Source organism: Sanguibacter keddieii DSM 10542 (genome assembly GCF_000024925.1).
Taxonomy (GTDB): Bacteria; Actinomycetota; Actinomycetes; order Actinomycetales; family Cellulomonadaceae; genus Sanguibacter; species Sanguibacter keddieii.
On sequence record NC_013521.1, the window covers coordinates 55,256 to 70,211 of the forward strand.

Genomic DNA, 14,956 nt, shown 5'->3' on the forward strand with positions numbered 1-14,956 from the left:
CGCAGGGCGCGGCTCGTCGGGTGCGGGGGTGTCAGCCCTGGGTGTCGGAGGCGGACGTGCCGTGCTCCGCGTCGCCGTCCTCGGACGGGTGCACCGTCTCGCCGGCGAGCACGAGGTAGAGCTCGCGGCGGGCCTGCTCGAGGGTGCGCAGCGCCTGGGCGGTCTGAGCCTGCGTGCCGGTGCGGGCGATCTGGTGCGCGGCGCCGCCGAGCGACTCCATCGCCTCACGGAGCGCTCGTGCGGGGTGGGCGGCCTGGCCGGTGGCCCGGTCCCACGGTGCGACGAGGTCCTCGCGGTGCTGCTCGACGTGGCTGACGCCCTCGGGCGTGAGGCTCGCGAGCTTGCGCCCGGAGTCGGCCGTGATGACGATGAGGCCCTCGTCCTCGAGGAGGTTGAGCGCCGGGTAGATCGCACCCGGGCTCGGAGACCAGCGGCCGCCGGAGCGCTCGGTGATCTCCTGGATCAGCTGGTAGCCGTGCATGGGCTGCTCGCTGAGCAGCAGCAGGACCGCGCCGCGGATGTCGCCGCGTCCGGCGCGGGAGCCGCGCCCTCCGGGGCCGCGGCCTGGGCCGCCCGGACCGCGGCCGTGGCCGCCGCGTCCGCCGGGGCCGCGTCCGCCACGGCCCTCGTCGGAGCCGTCGCCGCGCGGACCGTCAGGTCCGCCCGGGAAGCCGGAGCCGAACCCGCGGCCGAAGCCGCCGGGCCCGTCGCCTCGCATGGCGCGACCGAAGCCGCCGCGGCGCTCGCGGTGGCTGTGGTCGTCGGAGTGGTGGTCGCGCTGGGTGCGCGGGTCGTCGTCGGTGGTGGGGCGCTGTCCGCGCCAGGTGCGTGTGGTGTCGGGTCGCATGAGGGTGCTCCTGAAGGGGTTCGACAGATGTGTGGTGGTGGAGAGCCGTCCGGCTCTCGGTGCGGGTCGCGGGCTCGACGGCGACTGCTCTGGGCAGTGCTGTCGGCGGGCGGTCCGAGACGTCGGGAGCCTGGTCTGAGAGATCTCAGGCTCGACCGATGACTCAAAGATATATCGTCGATATATCTTTCACAAGGCACATCTGTGAAGATCAGGTGACGGTCAGGACGGCCCTCAGGCGGTGCGGTCCACCCGCGACAGCCGCGCGGCGCGCTGCTCCTCCGCGACGAGGTCCGCCGTCGAGACCGTGGGGGTCGCGGCCTGCCCCTGGTGAGAGCGCTCCTCGGCAGCCTTCTGCTGCTCCTGGGCGACGGCGGCGGCCGCCATGGCGACCCGGGCCGCCGCGAGGGTGATGGCCTCCTGGTCCGCGGCGATCTGCTCGTCGCTCACCTCGGCGCCGCCAGCCGCGCTGCTCGCGAGCTTGCTCTGCAGGCGGGCCAGCTCCTTCACGGCGTTCGCGTACTCGCGCTCGGCCGGCGAGCTGCCCGCCGAGCCCTTCGTGCCCTGGGACTGCTGGTTCGAGGTGACCCCTCGAAGCTCGATGCCGCTCACGGTCTGCTCCTCGCCTGTGGACGCCCGGTGCTCGAGCGTCTCCTCGGGACCCCATCGGCGCCGGGACGTGAGGTGTGAGGGTGCGGCCGGGAGGGCTGCGTCTCAGCTGCTACCAGGCGTCGCTGGGGCGGTGCTGCGCCGGCGGCCGGTCGACGAGGGTGGTGACGTCGTGGGCGAGGTGCGTGCGGGCGAAGGCCAGCGACGCCGCCACGTCGTCACGACGCTCGGTCGCCGTGCGCGCCTTGCGGGTGCCGATCTCGACGACGACATCACCTTCCCAGCCCGTCCGTGCCAGGTGCGTGAGCAGCTCCTGGCAGGGCTGCGTGCCACGGCCGGGGACCAGGTGCTCGTCCTTGCCAGAGCCGCTGCCGTCGGTGAGGTGCACGTGCTTGAGGCGGTCGCCGAAGGTCTTGGCCATCTCCAGGCTGTCCTGGCGTGCCGTCGCGGCGTGCGACAGGTCGAGGGTCACGGCGTCGTAGGAGTGCTCCGACGGGTCCCAGCCCGGCAGGTACGCACCGTACTCGCGCTTCTTCGACCGCCACGGGTACATGTTCTCGACCGCCACGGTCAGCCCGGACTCCTCGGTCAGCTGACGGACCTGGTCGACGAACTGCCGCGCGTAGCTGCGCTGCCACGCGAACGGCGGGTGCACCACGACGGTGCTCGCACCGAGCGACTGCGCCATGTCGACGGCCTTCGCGAGCTTGGGCGCGGGACGGCCGCCCCACACGTTCTGGCTGACGAGGAGCGTCGGGGCGTGGATGCTGCGGATCTCGACGCCGTGCTGCTGCGCCAGGTGCGCGAGGGCGTTGTCGTCCTGGGTGGCCGAGTCGCCCCACACCATGATCTCGATGCCGTCGTACCCGAGCTCGGCAGCGAGCTCGAAGGCGTACGCCACCTTGCGCGGGTACACAGACGCGCTCGACAGCGTGACCTTGATCGGCTCCGAGCGGGGGGTGGTGGCAGACGCGTCGTCTGCCGCGGGGGAGGACATGCTCCCCACAGTAGTGCGCCATCCTGGACGCGCGACGTGAGCGCGGCCCCACCCTGCCCCCCGAGAGGGCAGAGCGGGGCCGTGGTCACCCGCAGGCTCAACCCAGCTGGCTGCGCACTGCCTTCGCCGCGCCGACCAGGTGCTCGAGGGACGGGGTCGTCTCGGCATAGCCGCGGGTCTTGAGGCCGCAGTCGGGGTTGACCCAGAGCAGCGCCGGGTCGACGGACTTCACGGCGAGCTCGAGGAGCTCGGTGACCTCCTCCTGCGACGGCACGCGCGGGGAGTGGATGTCGTAGACACCCGGACCGACGCCGCGGGAGAACCCGGAGGCGTTGAGGTCGGGGAGGATCTCCATGCGCGAGCGGGCTGCCTCGATGGACGTGACGTCGGCGTCGAGGGCGTCGATCGCGCCGATGACCTCGCCGAACTCCGAGTAGCACAGGTGCGTGTGGATCTGGGTGTCCGGGCGCACCCCGGCGGTCGACAGCGTGAACGACCCGACCGACCAGTCGAGGTACGCCGGCTGGTCCGCGCGGCGCAGCGGCAGCAGCTCGCGCAGCGCCGGCTCGTCGACCTGGATGATCGCGATGCCGGCCGCCTCGAGGTCGGCGATCTCGTCGCGCAGCGCCAGGCCGATCTGGTTGGCCGTCTCGCCCAGGGGGATGTCGTCCCGCACGAAGGACCAGGCCATGATCGTCACCGGGCCCGTGAGCATGCCCTTGACCGGCTTGGTCGTGAGCGACTGCGTGTACTCCGTCCAGCGCACCGTCATCGGCGCCGGGCGCGACACGTCGCCCCAGAGGATCGACGGGCGCGTGCAGCGAGACCCGTAGGACTGCACCCAGCCGTTCTGCGTCACCGCGAAGCCGTCGAGCAGCTCCGCGAAGTACTGCACCATGTCGTTGCGCTCGGCCTCGCCGTGCACCAGCACGTCGATGCCGATCCGCTCCTGCAGCTCCACGACCTGCTGGATCTCGGCACGCATCGCGTCCTCGTACGCCTCGAGGGACAGCTCGCCCTTCGCGTGCGCGGCGCGAGCCTTGCGGATCTCGACGGTCTGCGGGAACGACCCGATGGTCGTCGACGGCAGCAGCGGCAGGTCCAGCCGCTCCTGCTGGGCGTCACGACGCTCCTGCGCCGGGCCGCGGTGGAAGTCGCCGTCGGTCAGGGCCGCGGTGCGCTCGCGGACCGCGGCGACCGACACCCCTGCTGCGGTGGCGCGCGAGGAGACGGCGGCGCTCGCGGCGAGCAGCTGCTCGTGCACGGCCTCGCGGCCCTCGCGCAGCCCCTCTGCGAGCGTCACGACCTCGGCGACCTTCTGGTCGGCGAAGGCGAGCCAGCTCGCGAGCGTCGGGTCGAGCGCGGGCTCGTCGGCCACGTCGTGCGGGACGTGCTGGAGCGACGTCGAGGTGCCGACCGCGACGGCCCCGGCGCCGAGGCCCTCGAGAGCCTCGAGCACCTCGAGCCTGGCGGAGAGGTCGGCGCGCCAGATGTTGTGCCCGTCGACGACGCCGCCGACGAGGGTCTTGGACTCCAGGCCGCGCACCGGCGAGGTGGGCGCAGAACCCTTGACGAGGTCGACCGCGAGGGCCTCGACGTCGGTCCCGGCCACGACCGGGAGGGCCTCCTGGAGGTCGCCGAAGGGTGCGGCGAGCAGGATGGCCGGACGCTCGGGACGGGCCAGCTCGGTCGAGAGCACGCGGTACGCCTCGGTGACGGCCGTCAGGACGTCGCCCAGCGGCACGTCGATCGTGTCGGTCACGAGACCGGGCTCGTCGAGCTGGACCCAGGTAGCCCCGGCGGCGGCCAGCGCCCGGAGCAGCTCGGCGTAGACGGGGAGCAGGTCGGCGAGACGCGACAGCGGCTCGAAGCCGGCGGGGGCGTCGTCCGCAGCCTTGCTGAGGAGCAGGAAGGTCACCGGGCCGACGAGCACGGGACGGGTCGTCACGCCGTCGGCCAGGGCCTCGGCGAACTGGCGCACCACGCGGTCGGAGGCGAGGCGGAACGTGGTGGACGGGCCGATCTCGGGCACGAGGTAGTGGTAGTTGGTGTCGAACCACTTGGTCATCTCGAGCGGGGCGTCGTCGCCCTCGCCGCGGGCGGCACGGAAGTACCCGGCGAGGTCGAGGTCGCCCTCGGTCGCGAAGCGCTCGGGCACGGCGCCGACGGTCACCGCGGCGTCGAGGACCTGGTCGTAGTACGAGAAGGTCTCGGGGACGGAGCCGTCCGTGGCGGACAGGCCGAGCGCGACGAGGCGGTCGCGGGTCGACTTCCGCAGTGCTGCGGCGGTCTCCTCGAGCTGGTCGGCGTCGATGCGGCCGGCCCAGAAGGACTCGACGGCCTTCTTGAGCTCGCGGCGCGGCCCGATGCGGGGGTAGCCGAGGATGGTCGCTGCCGGGAAAGCGGCAAAGGTCGGGTTCTGCTGGTCAGAGCTGAGCTCAGTATGTGTCGTCATGGGTCATCCCTCTAGATCAGAGCTGCGGTTGGTTGGGATGCGCCGACCCACGGCCCGCTGGCCAGGTCGGGACCGGCGTCGGCTGCTGCCGGGTGCGCTGGTCCGCCGCCGAGGTGTACGCCCTCGAGCAGGTCTAGTGCGGCTTCGTGCTTGTTGAAGGTGTAGATGTGCAGGCCCGGGGCTCCGGCTGCGAGGACCGCCTCGGCGAGCTCGACGGACGCACGGATGCCGTGCGCGTGCCGGGCGGCCGGGTCGGTGAGCGACTCGAGGTCGCGGACGAGAGCCTTCGGGGCGGGGACGCCCGTGAGGGTCTCGACCCGGGCGAGGCGCGCCGGGTCGGTCATGGGGAGCAGGCCGGCGAGGATCGGGAGGGTCACTCCCGCGCGCCGGGCCTCGTCCACGAAGCCGACGTAGCTGTCGGCGTCGTAGAACAGCTGGGTGATCGCGAAGTCGGCGCCGGCCTGCTGCTTCTCGAGCAGGCGCTGCACCTCCTGGGACCGTGTGGTGCCCGCTGCCGCGTTGCCGTCGAGGAAGGTCGCGACGGCGATGGTCAGCGGCCGGGCCGCCGAGCGCAGGGCGGACGACGGGTCCTCGGCGCAGCGCTGGGCCTCGACCTCGCGCAGGAGCGCCACGAGCTCGTCGCTCGAGTTCACGCCGTCGGGGTGCGGCTGCCAGTCGGGCTGGTCGCGCGGGGGGTCGCCGCGGAGCGCGAGGAAGCTGCGGACGCCCTCGGCGAGGAACTCGTCGATGACCTCGGCCACGTTGTCGCGGGAGGCGCCCACGCAGGTGAGGTGGGCGATCGGCAGCACGGGGGCGTGCTCGAGGATGCGGCGCACCACGGTCTGGGCGGTGGTGCGGTCTCCGCCCGCGGCACCGTAGGTGACCGAGACGAAGTCGGGGCGCGCGGCCACGAGGTGGTCGACGGTGCTCCAGAACTTCGGTGCCGCCGCGGGGTTGCGGGGCGGCATGAGCTCGAAGGAGAGCGTGGGGCGGCGCAGGCGCGCCGCGTGCCGCCCCGGCGGGGCGGTGGTCGGACCGCCCCCGGCAGGGGTCGGTGGTACGTCGGAAGCCGTCATGAGTTCACTCCATCGGACCTGGCGTTAGCACCCGCACCCTCAGGAGGCTTCCATTGTGGGGGGTTGCTGCGGCGTCGTCGAGCCAGGACTCTCAACCGCTCTGGATGGTGCCACGACCCTACGATCTATCCACGATCCGGTCTACACCGTCCACATCGCGGGATTTCTGTGCTCGAACCTGGCGAGGGGTCGAGCCCGTGGGGAGCTGCAGCGGGACCGGGCCGCCCGCGAGCTGGCGCGGAGCGTCACCCCGTGGAGCGGTCAGGCGGTCAGCCCACCTGTCCCACGGCGGGCGGACGGCCCAGTTGACCTCGAGCGTCCGTCGCGCCCAGCGGAACCGTCGGCCGAGGCTGGCCGGAGAGGCGAAGGTCCGCCCCGAGACCCCGACCGTGAGGAGCGGGTCGTACCGGACCCGGGCCCTGGCGCCGAGCTGGAAGCTGAGGTCGGTGTCGTCGTGGACCGTCGGGTCGTCCCGGTGCACCAGGTGGCGGACCTCGTGCCACGTCGTGACCCGGATCGCCATGTTGGACCCCCACAGCGGCACGTTGCCGAGGGCGGCGCGCATGCCCCAGAAGTACCCGCGCATGTAGAAGACCCGTGCCGCGCGCCCGCGCAGGCGGGGAAGGTCGTAGAAGGTCCCCGCACCGGTGACGGCGGAGAGCTCGCGGTCGGCGACGAAGGACCGGTGCACGCGGTCCAGCCAGTCCGTGGGTGGCAGCGTGTCGGCGTCGCACCGCGCGATGATCCCGCCCTGGACCGCGTCGTACCCGCGCGAGGCCGCCGCGGGGATCCCGACGGTCGGCTCGACGACCACCCGTGCGCCGGCCGCCCGCGCGACCGCGGCGCTGTCGTCGGTCGAGGCGTTGTCGACCACCACGACCTCGAAGGGGCGCCGGGTCTGGAGGGCCAGCGCCTCCAGGCACCGTGCGAGGAGCACGGCGTCGTCCTTGACCGGGATGACCACGGTGATGTCCAGGCGCCCCGGGACCGGGGCGGTGCCCTCGGCGGTGCTCACGAGCGCCTCGCGAGGAGGACGCCGGCGACGAGCGCGCCGACCCCGCCGGCGGCGAGGTCCCCGAGGGTGTCGGTGTACCCGACGTTGATCGACCCGTCGACGAAGGTCGCCCCCGCCCACTCGCCGAGCTCCCACAGGACGGCGAGCATCACGCCGAGCGCCGTCGTGACCACGACGATCCCGAGCGCCGGGCGCGCGGGCGTCGAGGGGTCCGCACCGGAGACCTGAGCGGGTCGCGGGCTCGCGACCGCACCGACGCGCACGAGAGTCCGCCACGCGAGGTCGGCGAGGACCCCCGTCGCGACCAGGTGCACCGCGAGGTCGAGCCACGGGACGGCCGCGTACAGGTCGAGCAGGCCCATCCACGCCGCAGCAGACAGCACCAGCCCGAGCACGGGGTCGTGCACCCCGTGCAGGCCGAGCGCCCGCGGGACCACCGCGCCCAGCAGGACGAGGGAGAGCAGCGCCGCGCCGACGGTGCCGTACAGCGCGGTGCCGACGACGAGGCTCGCGCCTGCGACCCAGCGGACGGCGTCGCCGGCGACCAGGGTGGACGGTCTTCGTGCGGAGGTGCCGACGGTCATCGGGCAACCCTAGGTGCCAGGTGCCACCCGCGCCGGACGGAGAGCCAGGACGGAGGCGTCACGCGCTCGCGAGCCGTGCGCCCGGTCAGCGCCCGCCGCGACGGGGCTCGCGGGGCGGGCGCTCGCCGTCGTCCGTGCCGTCGTCGGCGGTGAAGAGGAGGTCGTGCAGCGTGACCTGCACCTTCTCGACGCGCGGGACGTCGTGGAGGGTGACGCCGGCCTTGTCGGTCGCGTCCGAGATCACGAGCGTCCCGCACCCGAGCAGCCGGTCGGTCAGGCCCATCTCGTAGGAGACGTCGTTGATCCGGTAGAGCGGGATGTCGCGCCCCGTGCGCGTGATGATGCCGCTGCGCGTGATGAGGCGGCGGTTGGTCACCGTGTACCGCGACGTGGTCCACCGCAGGAACGGCAGCAGCACCCACCCCACGAGGAGCACGAGCAGGACCACCCCTCCGGCGAGCAGGAGCCAGCCGCGCGCCGAGCTCTCCGGCAGCAGCACCACGAGCGCGACCGCCGCGACGAGGAGCACGACGAAGAGCGCCATCGCGCCGAACAACGCCTTGACGTGCGTACGGAGGTCCAGGACGACGTGCTCTCCGTCGGCCAGCCTGCTCTGCATGCTCATGCGGTCATCGTCGCACCGCGCGCGCCTGGGCTCTACCCCCAGTCCACGCTGCGTCTGCGGCGCGTGCCGGTGGGCTCAGTCGAGCAGGCCTGCCTGGGCCGCCCGCGCACCCGCCTGGAACCGGCTGCTGGAGTCCAGGAGCTCCATGAGGGAGGAGACGTGGCGCCGGGCGGTCCGCACGGAGCAGCCGAGGCGCCGGGCCACGACCTCGTCCTTGTGGCCGTCGGCGAGCAGCGCGAGCACCGTCCGAGCCGTCTGGTCGATCTCCACCGTCTGCCCCTCGGCGTCGAGGAGCGCCGGGAAGTCCTGGGCCAGGGCCCAGTCCGCCTCGTAGCCGCGGGCGAGGTAGGCGACGAGACCGGGGTCCCGGATGAGCAGCGCACCCTCCGAACGGCCCTCGACGAACCGGGTGGCGAGGGCCGTGGTGTCGTCGAAGATGAGGGTCCGGGCGGCGATCACCGGGACGGTCCGGATGAGCACGCCTGCGGGCAGCGCGAGCGCGGCGTAGCTCTGCGTGGCGGTCTGGGCCCGGGTGCTGTGCTGCAGCAGCGTGCGGACCTCGACGTCGCGAGCCGCCATGTCGGACACAGGACCCCACCAGGTCTCCACGTGGTCGGGTCCGAAGCCAGCACCCGGGTGCGCGCCCCACAGGCTGGTGGTCGCGGTGGCGATGAGCTCGGCCAGCAGCGCGACGATCGTGCCCTGGTCGGTGAGCGTCTCGACCCCCGCCCCCACGTCCAGGGTGCGCGGTCCGTCTGCCGCGCCGGCGAGGCTCGGCTCCCCCGGAGGGTCGTCGTCGTGCGCCGTCGGCACAGAGAGCTCCGGTGACACGTCGTCGACCCCCTCTCTGCCGGCACCAGTGGTGTGATCTCGAGGGTATCCCACCGTCTCTGCGGCCCAGGAGAACGGGTCTGGGAGGTCCGGCGGGTCTGTGCCACGAGGGCGTGTCGCTAGGGTGGGGACATGTCGAGCGCCCCACCCGCAGACCCCGCCGGCGCGCCCGGTCCCACCGTCTACCGCGCCGCCGTCGTGCACACCGGGCACATCTCCCTGCGGCCGGGCTGGGTCGCGGTGGTCGACGGTGCCGTCGCCGCGGTCGGCGAGGGCGCTCCCGACGCCGCCTGGGCTGCCGCCGAGCACGTCGACCTCGGTGAGCGCACCGTGGTCCCGGGCTTCGTCGACCTGCACTGCCACGGTGGCGGGGGAGCGGCCTTCGGGGCCGGCCACGACGCCGCGACGGTCGTCGGCGACGCCCGCGTCGTCGCCGCCACGCACCGGGCGCACGGGACCACGACGCTCGTCGCCAGCCTGGTGACCGCCCCGCTCGAGCAGCTGCACGCGTCGGTCCTCGCCCTGGCGCCCCTCGTCGAGAGCGGCGAGCTCGCCGGCGTGCACCTCGAGGGCCCGTGGCTCAGCCCGCTGCACCGCGGAGCCCACGCCCCCGCGCTGCTGCGCGAGCCGCTCCTCGACGACGTCGACCTGCTCCTGGGTGCGCGGCCGGGGGTCGTCGCGGTCGTGACGATCGCCCCGGAGCTGCCGGGCGGGCTCGAGGCCGTCCGCCGCATCGTCGAGCACGGTGCTGTCGCGGCGATCGGGCACACCGACGCCGACGCGGCCACGGCGGTCGCCGCGGTGGACGCCGGGGCGACCCTCGCCACCCACCTGTTCAACGCCATGCCGCCGGTCCACCACCGGGCACCGGGCCCGGTGCTCGCCTTGCTCGAGGACGACCGCGTCACCGTCGAGCTCATCGCCGACGGGGTGCACCTGCACCCGCTCACGCTCCAGCACGCCGCACGGTCGGCCGGCCCGCGGCGCACCGCCCTCGTCACGGACGCCATGGCGGCGACCGGGGTCGCCGACGGGGAGTACCTGCTCGGGGCGCTCGTCGTCGACGTCCTCGACGGGGTCGCGCGGGTCCGCGACGACGGCGCGATCGCCGGCAGCACCCTCACCCTCGACCACGCCCTCCAGGGGGCCGTCGCGGCCGGGGTGCCCTTCGAGGACGCGGTCGCCGCGCTGACCACCACCCCGGCTCGGGTGCTCGGGCGCACGGACGTGGGCGCCCTCGAGCCGGGAGCCCGGGCCGACCTCGTCGTGCTCGACGAGGCGCTCGCGGTCGTCGCCGTGGTGCAGGGCGGGCGCAGCGTGGCGGTCGCCGCGCCCGCCCTGCACCAGGCCTCTCAGGCCTGAGGACCGGGTCTGCTCAGTCCCAGTCGACCTGCGTCGACCGGTAGAACACGAGACCGTCCTCGTCCCACCACCGCCCGTGCTGGGCGAGCGCCGTGCGGAAGGCGCCGAGGTCCTTGGGGGAGCCCCAGGCGACGGACGCGATGGCGGGCAGCCGCGGCAGGGTGAGCATGGTGAGGTCGTCGAAGGACCGCGGCGTCTCCGTCCAGAGGCAGGCCTCGACGCCGACCACCGACTCCGCGGGGATGTCGGGGAGCTCGGCGACGGGGTCCCAGTCGTAGGCGTCCTCGACGTCGATGAGCGCCGCCCAGTCCAGGCCGAGCGGGAAGTCGGCCGTGTACTTCTGGTCGAGGTAGGCGCGGTTGCCGGGCGACGCGACGAACTGGACGTCCTGCTCGCGCGCGACCTTCCCCATGTGGCCGGTCTCGAACTGCGAGGTCCAGTACTGCAGGCGTGTCTGCGGGGGGAGGGCGGCACCCGCCGCCTCCTGCCAGAAGACCACCTTGGTGCCGTGGGCCGCGGCGACGGCGCCGAGCCGCTCCATGTAGGTGACGTACTGCTCGCGGGTGAGGGTCAGCGACTCGTCGCCGCCGAGGTGGATGTACTCCCCGAGGGTGTGCTCGGCGAGGGTCGCGACGACGTCGTCCACGAAGGCCCACGCCTCGTCGGAGGTGAGGTGCAGCGAGCTGAAGCCGACCTCGGTCCCGGTGTAGGGCTCGCGCTCCTGGCCGTCCGGGCTGATCTCGGGGTAGGCCACCTGCGCGGCGTGCGTGTGCCCCGGGAGGTCGACCTCGGGGACGATCACCACGTGCCGGTCGAGGGCGTACTGCTGGAGCTCGTGGTAGTCCGCGAGGGTGAGCGACCCGCCCTCGCCGCCGGCGACGTCCTGCGCGGAGGAGAGCTTGGTGAGCAGCGGTCGGCTCGGGATCTCCAGGCGCCAGCCCTGGTCGTCGCTGAGGTGCAGGTGCAGCTGGTTGAGGCGGTAGGACGCCGCGAGGTCGATCACGCGGCGGATGTCCGCGGGGCCGAAGTAGAACCGGGCGATGTCGAGCATCATGCCGCGCACGGGGTAGGTGGGGGCGTCGGACAGCGTCACGGCCGGGACACCGCCGTCCCGTACCATCTGCGCGAGCGACTGGACGGCCCAGAACGCGCCGGCCTCGTCGGCGGCCGTGAGGGTCCAGGCCTCGGGGGCGAGGTCCAGGGTGTAGCCCTCGGCCGCGAGCGAGGGGTCGAGCCGTGCGTCGACCACGACCGTCGGGGTCGGGGCGTCGGCGGTGACGCCCCGGGTCAGGAGGCGCCTGGCTGCTGCGCTCGCGCGGGGCGCCCACGGCTCGAGGGCTGCGGCGAGGGAGTCGACGTGGGCTGCGGTGAGCGGCGTCGTCGTCGCGTCGGTGGTCGCGATCGTCTGCGGAGCAGGGATGAGAGGAAGGGTCATGGTGTCACCTCAGGACGTCGTGCGGAGTGGTGGACGAGTCGCGGTCGGGCGATTGACAGCGACTAAGTATGTAAGGTGTACTTAGTATTATGGCACGCAACCCCGCACCTGCCGAGACCCGCCGTGCGACGGCGAGACCGGGCTCGGCACCCGGCAAGCTCCTGCCCTCGGACGCCCGCATCCACCACAGGTCGCTGATCCTCCAGCACCTCTTCGACGACGGCCCCTACAGCCGCGCCGACCTCGCCCGCATGACCGGGCTCGCCCGGGTCACCGTCTCCGACGTCGTCAGCGACCTCCTCGAGGCCGGCCTCGTCGCCGAGCTCGGCGTCCGCCCCGGCACCCACATGGGCAAGCCCGCCACCCTCGTCGGCGTCGACGTCACCGGCGCCTACGTGGTCTGCCTCGACCTCTCCGACGACGCCGTGCTCCGCGGCGCGCTCGTCGACCTCGCCGGCACCCGCGTCAAGACCACCCAGGTCGACCTCGACGGAGCGACCGGCCAGGACGCCGTTGACAAGACCGTCACCCTCGCCCGACGCCTCGTCGACACCGCCCCCGGGCGCGTCCTCGGCGTCGGCGTCGGCACCCCCGGCGTCGTGTCCGTCGACGGGGTCGTCCGGCGCGCCCCCAACCTCGGCTGGACCAACGTCGACCTCCGCAGAGAGATCGAGGAGGCCCTCGGGCACCCCACCTACGTCGCCAACGACGCCGACACCGCGGCGCTCGCGGAGGACACCTTCGGCCAGGGGTCGGGCGACGGGCTGCTGCTCGTCGAGATCGGCCACGGTGTCGGTGCCGGGATCCTCGTCGACGGCGTGCTGCTGCGCGGCCCCGACGGCACCGCGGGCGAGATCGGCCACGTCAACGTGCTCGCCGACGGCCCGGAGTGCTCCTGCGGGCGGCGCGGCTGCCTCGAGGCGCTCGTGTCGGCCCCGCGGCTGCGGGCCAGGATCGACGGCCTCAGCGCGGCCGAGGCCGCCGGGGTGCTCGCCGCCGCCGGACGGCAGCTCGGCAAGATCCTCGCGCCCGTCACCCAGGCGCTCGGGCTGCGCGACGTCGTGCTCTCCGGCCCGGAGGAGCTGCTCGGCGGCCCGCTGCTCCAGGCGGCCGAGTCCACCGTCCTCGCGCTGACCCGGCCCTTCGGCGACCAGCACGTGCGGCTGCGCATGTCGGCCCTCGGGCACGACGGCGTGCTGGCCGGAGCCGCCGCCCACGTCCTCGGCCGAGAGCTCGGCCTGTCGTAGGCACCGCCCACCTCCCGGCGCACCGGTCGTCCACGCGACCCGAGCCACCTGACCGAGCCTGACCGTGACGCCGACGCGTCGCACCGACGCACGACGGAAGGACCCCTTCATGGAGATCGTGATCCTGGACAGCACCGAGCGCATCGCCTCGGCCGCCGCCGACGCCGTCGAGCAGGTGCTGCGGACCCACGAGACCCCGGTCCTCGGCCTCGCCACCGGCTCGTCCCCGCTGCCGGTGTACCGAGAGATCGTGCGGCGTCACACGGAGGACGGCCTGAGCCTCGCGCACGCCCGCGCGTTCCTGCTCGACGAGTACGTCGGGCTGCCGCACGGCCACCCCGAGTCCTACCGCGAGGTCATCCGGCGCGAGCTCACCGGGCTGGTCGACATCCCGGCCGCATCCGTCCAGGGCCCCGACGGCGGGGCGGACGACGTCGCCGCCGCGGGACGGCGCTACGACGAGGCCATCCACGCCGCCGGGGGCGTCGACCTCCAGCTGCTGGGGATCGGGTCGGACGGCCACATCGCCTTCAACGAGCCTGGCTCGTCGCTCGCCTCGCGGACCCGGCTCAAGACCCTCACCGAGCAGACCCGGCAGGACAACGCGCGGTTCTTCGACCACGTCGACGACGTCCCGTACCACGTGCTCACCCAGGGCCTCGGGACGATCATGGAGGCCCGCCACCTCGTGCTCGTCGCCACCGGCGAGGGCAAGGCAGAGGCCGTCGCCGCGATGGTCGAGGGTCCTGTGAGCCAGGTGTGCCCCGCGTCGGTCACCCAGATGCACCCGCACGTGAGCGTCCTGCTCGACGAGGCCGCCGCGTCGCGCCTGCGCCTCGCCGACTACTACCGCCACACCTACGCCCACAAACCCGCCTGGCAGGGGTTGTGAGCGACCGCCTGGTCCTCGCGCTCGACATCGGGGGGACCAACGCCCGGGGCGAGGTGCTCGACGTGCGCCTCGGCGCACCCCTGGTCCGCGCCGACCTGCCCACCCCCGAGCAGGACGGCGAGGCCACCATCGCGACCATCGAGTCGCTGTGCCGGCTGCTGCTCGCCGGGCTCTCCGAGACCGACCGCGCCCGGGTGCAGGCCGTCGGGCTCGCCGTGCCCGGGATCATCGACGCCGAGACCGGCGTGGTGCGCCTCGCGAGCAACCTCGGGTGGTCGGACGAGCCCGTGGCCGCGAGGCTGTCCGCGCTGCTCGGGCTCGAGGTCGTGCTGCACCACGACGTCACGGCCGCCGGGCTCGCCGAGCACCGCCTCGGTGCCGGCGCGGGCGCGCCCGACCTGCTCGCCGTGTTCATCGGGACCGGGATGGCGGCGCTCGTCGTCACCGGCGGCGAGGTGGTGTCCGGCGGCCTGCACCAGGCCGGCGAGATCGGGCACATGCCCGTCGAGCAGGGCGGGCGCCCGTGCCCGTGCGGGCAGACGGGGTGCCTCGAGATGTACGCCTCGGCGCGAGCCATCGGCCGTGCCTACGGCGCGGTCACCGGGGACGTCTCGGCGACCTCCCTCGACGTGGTCACGGCTCTCGGCACGGACCCCCGGGCCGACGCCGTGTGGTCCGAGGCCATGGACTGGCTCGCCCACGGGCTCCTCGGCCCCATCACGCTGCTCTCGCCCGTGCGCATCGTGCTCGGCGGAGGGCTGTCCGCGTCCGGCGCCGTCCTCGTCGACGCGCTGCGCACCCGGCTCGACGCGCTGTCCCACGTGGCCGCGGTCCCCGAGATCGTCACCGCGTCGCTCGGGCAGCGGGCCGGCGTGCTCGGGTCGGGGCTCGCGACCTTCGCGGCGATCGAGCGCACCCAGCTGGTGTGAGCGCTCGACCACCGCGGTACAGGCTGCCGCGGTGCAGGATGCGGCGGTGCTG

At 73.8% G+C, this 14,956-nt stretch carries 14 protein-coding genes and 1 riboswitch; of the genes, 4 read left to right on the forward strand and 10 right to left on the reverse strand.

Features of this window, described 5'->3' with window-relative positions:
- Nucleotides 1-31: 31 nt before the first annotated feature.
- The 9 genes from SKED_RS00260 to SKED_RS00300 all read right to left on the reverse strand — a co-directional run bounded on the left by SKED_RS00260 (nucleotide 32) and on the right by SKED_RS00300 (nucleotide 9,021).
- On the reverse strand, nucleotides 32-847 hold the full coding sequence (locus SKED_RS00260; RefSeq protein ID WP_012865097.1) for a PadR family transcriptional regulator: 816 nt from the start codon (nucleotides 845-847) through the stop codon (nucleotides 32-34).
- A 234-nt stretch (nucleotides 848-1,081) separates the two neighbouring features.
- Nucleotides 1,082-1,459, reverse strand: a complete 378-nt coding sequence (locus SKED_RS00265) for a hypothetical protein (protein WP_012865098.1) — start codon at nucleotides 1,457-1,459, stop codon at nucleotides 1,082-1,084.
- A 109-nt stretch (nucleotides 1,460-1,568) separates the two neighbouring features.
- Nucleotides 1,569-2,453 (reverse strand): sugar phosphate isomerase/epimerase family protein, encoded by an 885-nt coding sequence (locus SKED_RS00270; protein ID WP_012865099.1) that lies wholly within the window; start codon nucleotides 2,451-2,453, stop codon nucleotides 1,569-1,571.
- Between the two features lie 97 nt (nucleotides 2,454-2,550).
- The gene (metE, locus tag SKED_RS00275; RefSeq protein ID WP_012865100.1) at nucleotides 2,551-4,908 is read right to left on the reverse strand and encodes a 5-methyltetrahydropteroyltriglutamate--homocysteine S-methyltransferase; all 2,358 of its coding nucleotides are present in this window, start codon (nucleotides 4,906-4,908) and stop codon (nucleotides 2,551-2,553) included.
- An 11-nt stretch (nucleotides 4,909-4,919) separates the two neighbouring features.
- Nucleotides 4,920-5,984 carry a methylenetetrahydrofolate reductase gene (locus SKED_RS00280; RefSeq protein ID WP_012865101.1) on the reverse strand — a complete coding sequence of 355 codons (1,065 nt, stop codon included), beginning with the start codon at nucleotides 5,982-5,984 and terminating at the stop codon, nucleotides 4,920-4,922.
- Between the two features lie 6 nt (nucleotides 5,985-5,990).
- Nucleotides 5,991-6,095, reverse strand: a riboswitch (SAM riboswitch).
- Nucleotides 6,096-6,102: 7 nt separating this feature from the next.
- Nucleotides 6,103-6,999, reverse strand: a complete 897-nt coding sequence (locus tag SKED_RS00285) for a glycosyltransferase family 2 protein (protein ID WP_012865102.1) — start codon at nucleotides 6,997-6,999, stop codon at nucleotides 6,103-6,105.
- Nucleotides 6,996-7,583 (reverse strand): DUF2238 domain-containing protein, encoded by a 588-nt coding sequence (locus SKED_RS00290; RefSeq protein ID WP_012865103.1) that lies wholly within the window; start codon nucleotides 7,581-7,583, stop codon nucleotides 6,996-6,998. The genes SKED_RS00285 and SKED_RS00290 overlap by 4 nt, the downstream gene beginning before the upstream one ends.
- An 85-nt stretch (nucleotides 7,584-7,668) precedes the next feature.
- Entirely contained in the window at nucleotides 7,669-8,208 is a 540-nt protein-coding gene (locus SKED_RS00295; RefSeq protein ID WP_012865104.1) for a PH domain-containing protein, read from the reverse strand.
- A 75-nt stretch (nucleotides 8,209-8,283) separates the two neighbouring features.
- A complete protein-coding gene (locus SKED_RS00300; RefSeq protein ID WP_052293850.1) occupies nucleotides 8,284-9,021 on the reverse strand; it encodes a helix-turn-helix transcriptional regulator in 738 nt (245 codons plus the stop codon).
- Between the two features lie 150 nt (nucleotides 9,022-9,171).
- Between SKED_RS00300 and nagA the strand changes: the two genes are divergently transcribed.
- Nucleotides 9,172-10,401, forward strand: coding sequence for an N-acetylglucosamine-6-phosphate deacetylase (gene nagA / locus SKED_RS00305; protein WP_012865106.1), 1,230 nt, complete (start codon nucleotides 9,172-9,174; stop codon nucleotides 10,399-10,401).
- 13 nt (nucleotides 10,402-10,414) lie between these two features.
- On the opposite strand, the gene SKED_RS00310 is transcribed toward nagA, so the two are convergent.
- Nucleotides 10,415-11,836, reverse strand: a complete 1,422-nt coding sequence (locus tag SKED_RS00310) for a family 20 glycosylhydrolase (protein ID WP_012865107.1) — start codon at nucleotides 11,834-11,836, stop codon at nucleotides 10,415-10,417.
- 89 nt (nucleotides 11,837-11,925) lie between these two features.
- On the opposite strand from SKED_RS00310, the gene SKED_RS00315 reads away from it, so the two are divergent.
- The 3 genes from SKED_RS00315 (at nucleotide 11,926) to SKED_RS00325 (ending at nucleotide 14,904) form a co-directional block, all read left to right on the forward strand.
- Nucleotides 11,926-13,083, forward strand: a complete 1,158-nt coding sequence (locus SKED_RS00315; protein WP_012865108.1) for an ROK family transcriptional regulator — start codon at nucleotides 11,926-11,928, stop codon at nucleotides 13,081-13,083.
- Between the two features lie 109 nt (nucleotides 13,084-13,192).
- On the forward strand, nucleotides 13,193-13,975 hold the full coding sequence (gene nagB, locus SKED_RS00320; protein ID WP_012865109.1) for a glucosamine-6-phosphate deaminase: 783 nt from the start codon (nucleotides 13,193-13,195) through the stop codon (nucleotides 13,973-13,975).
- Nucleotides 13,972-14,904 (forward strand): ROK family protein, encoded by a 933-nt coding sequence (locus SKED_RS00325; RefSeq protein WP_012865110.1) that lies wholly within the window; start codon nucleotides 13,972-13,974, stop codon nucleotides 14,902-14,904. Before nagB ends, SKED_RS00325 begins: the two co-directional genes overlap by 4 nt.
- Nucleotides 14,905-14,956 lie beyond the last annotated feature (52 nt).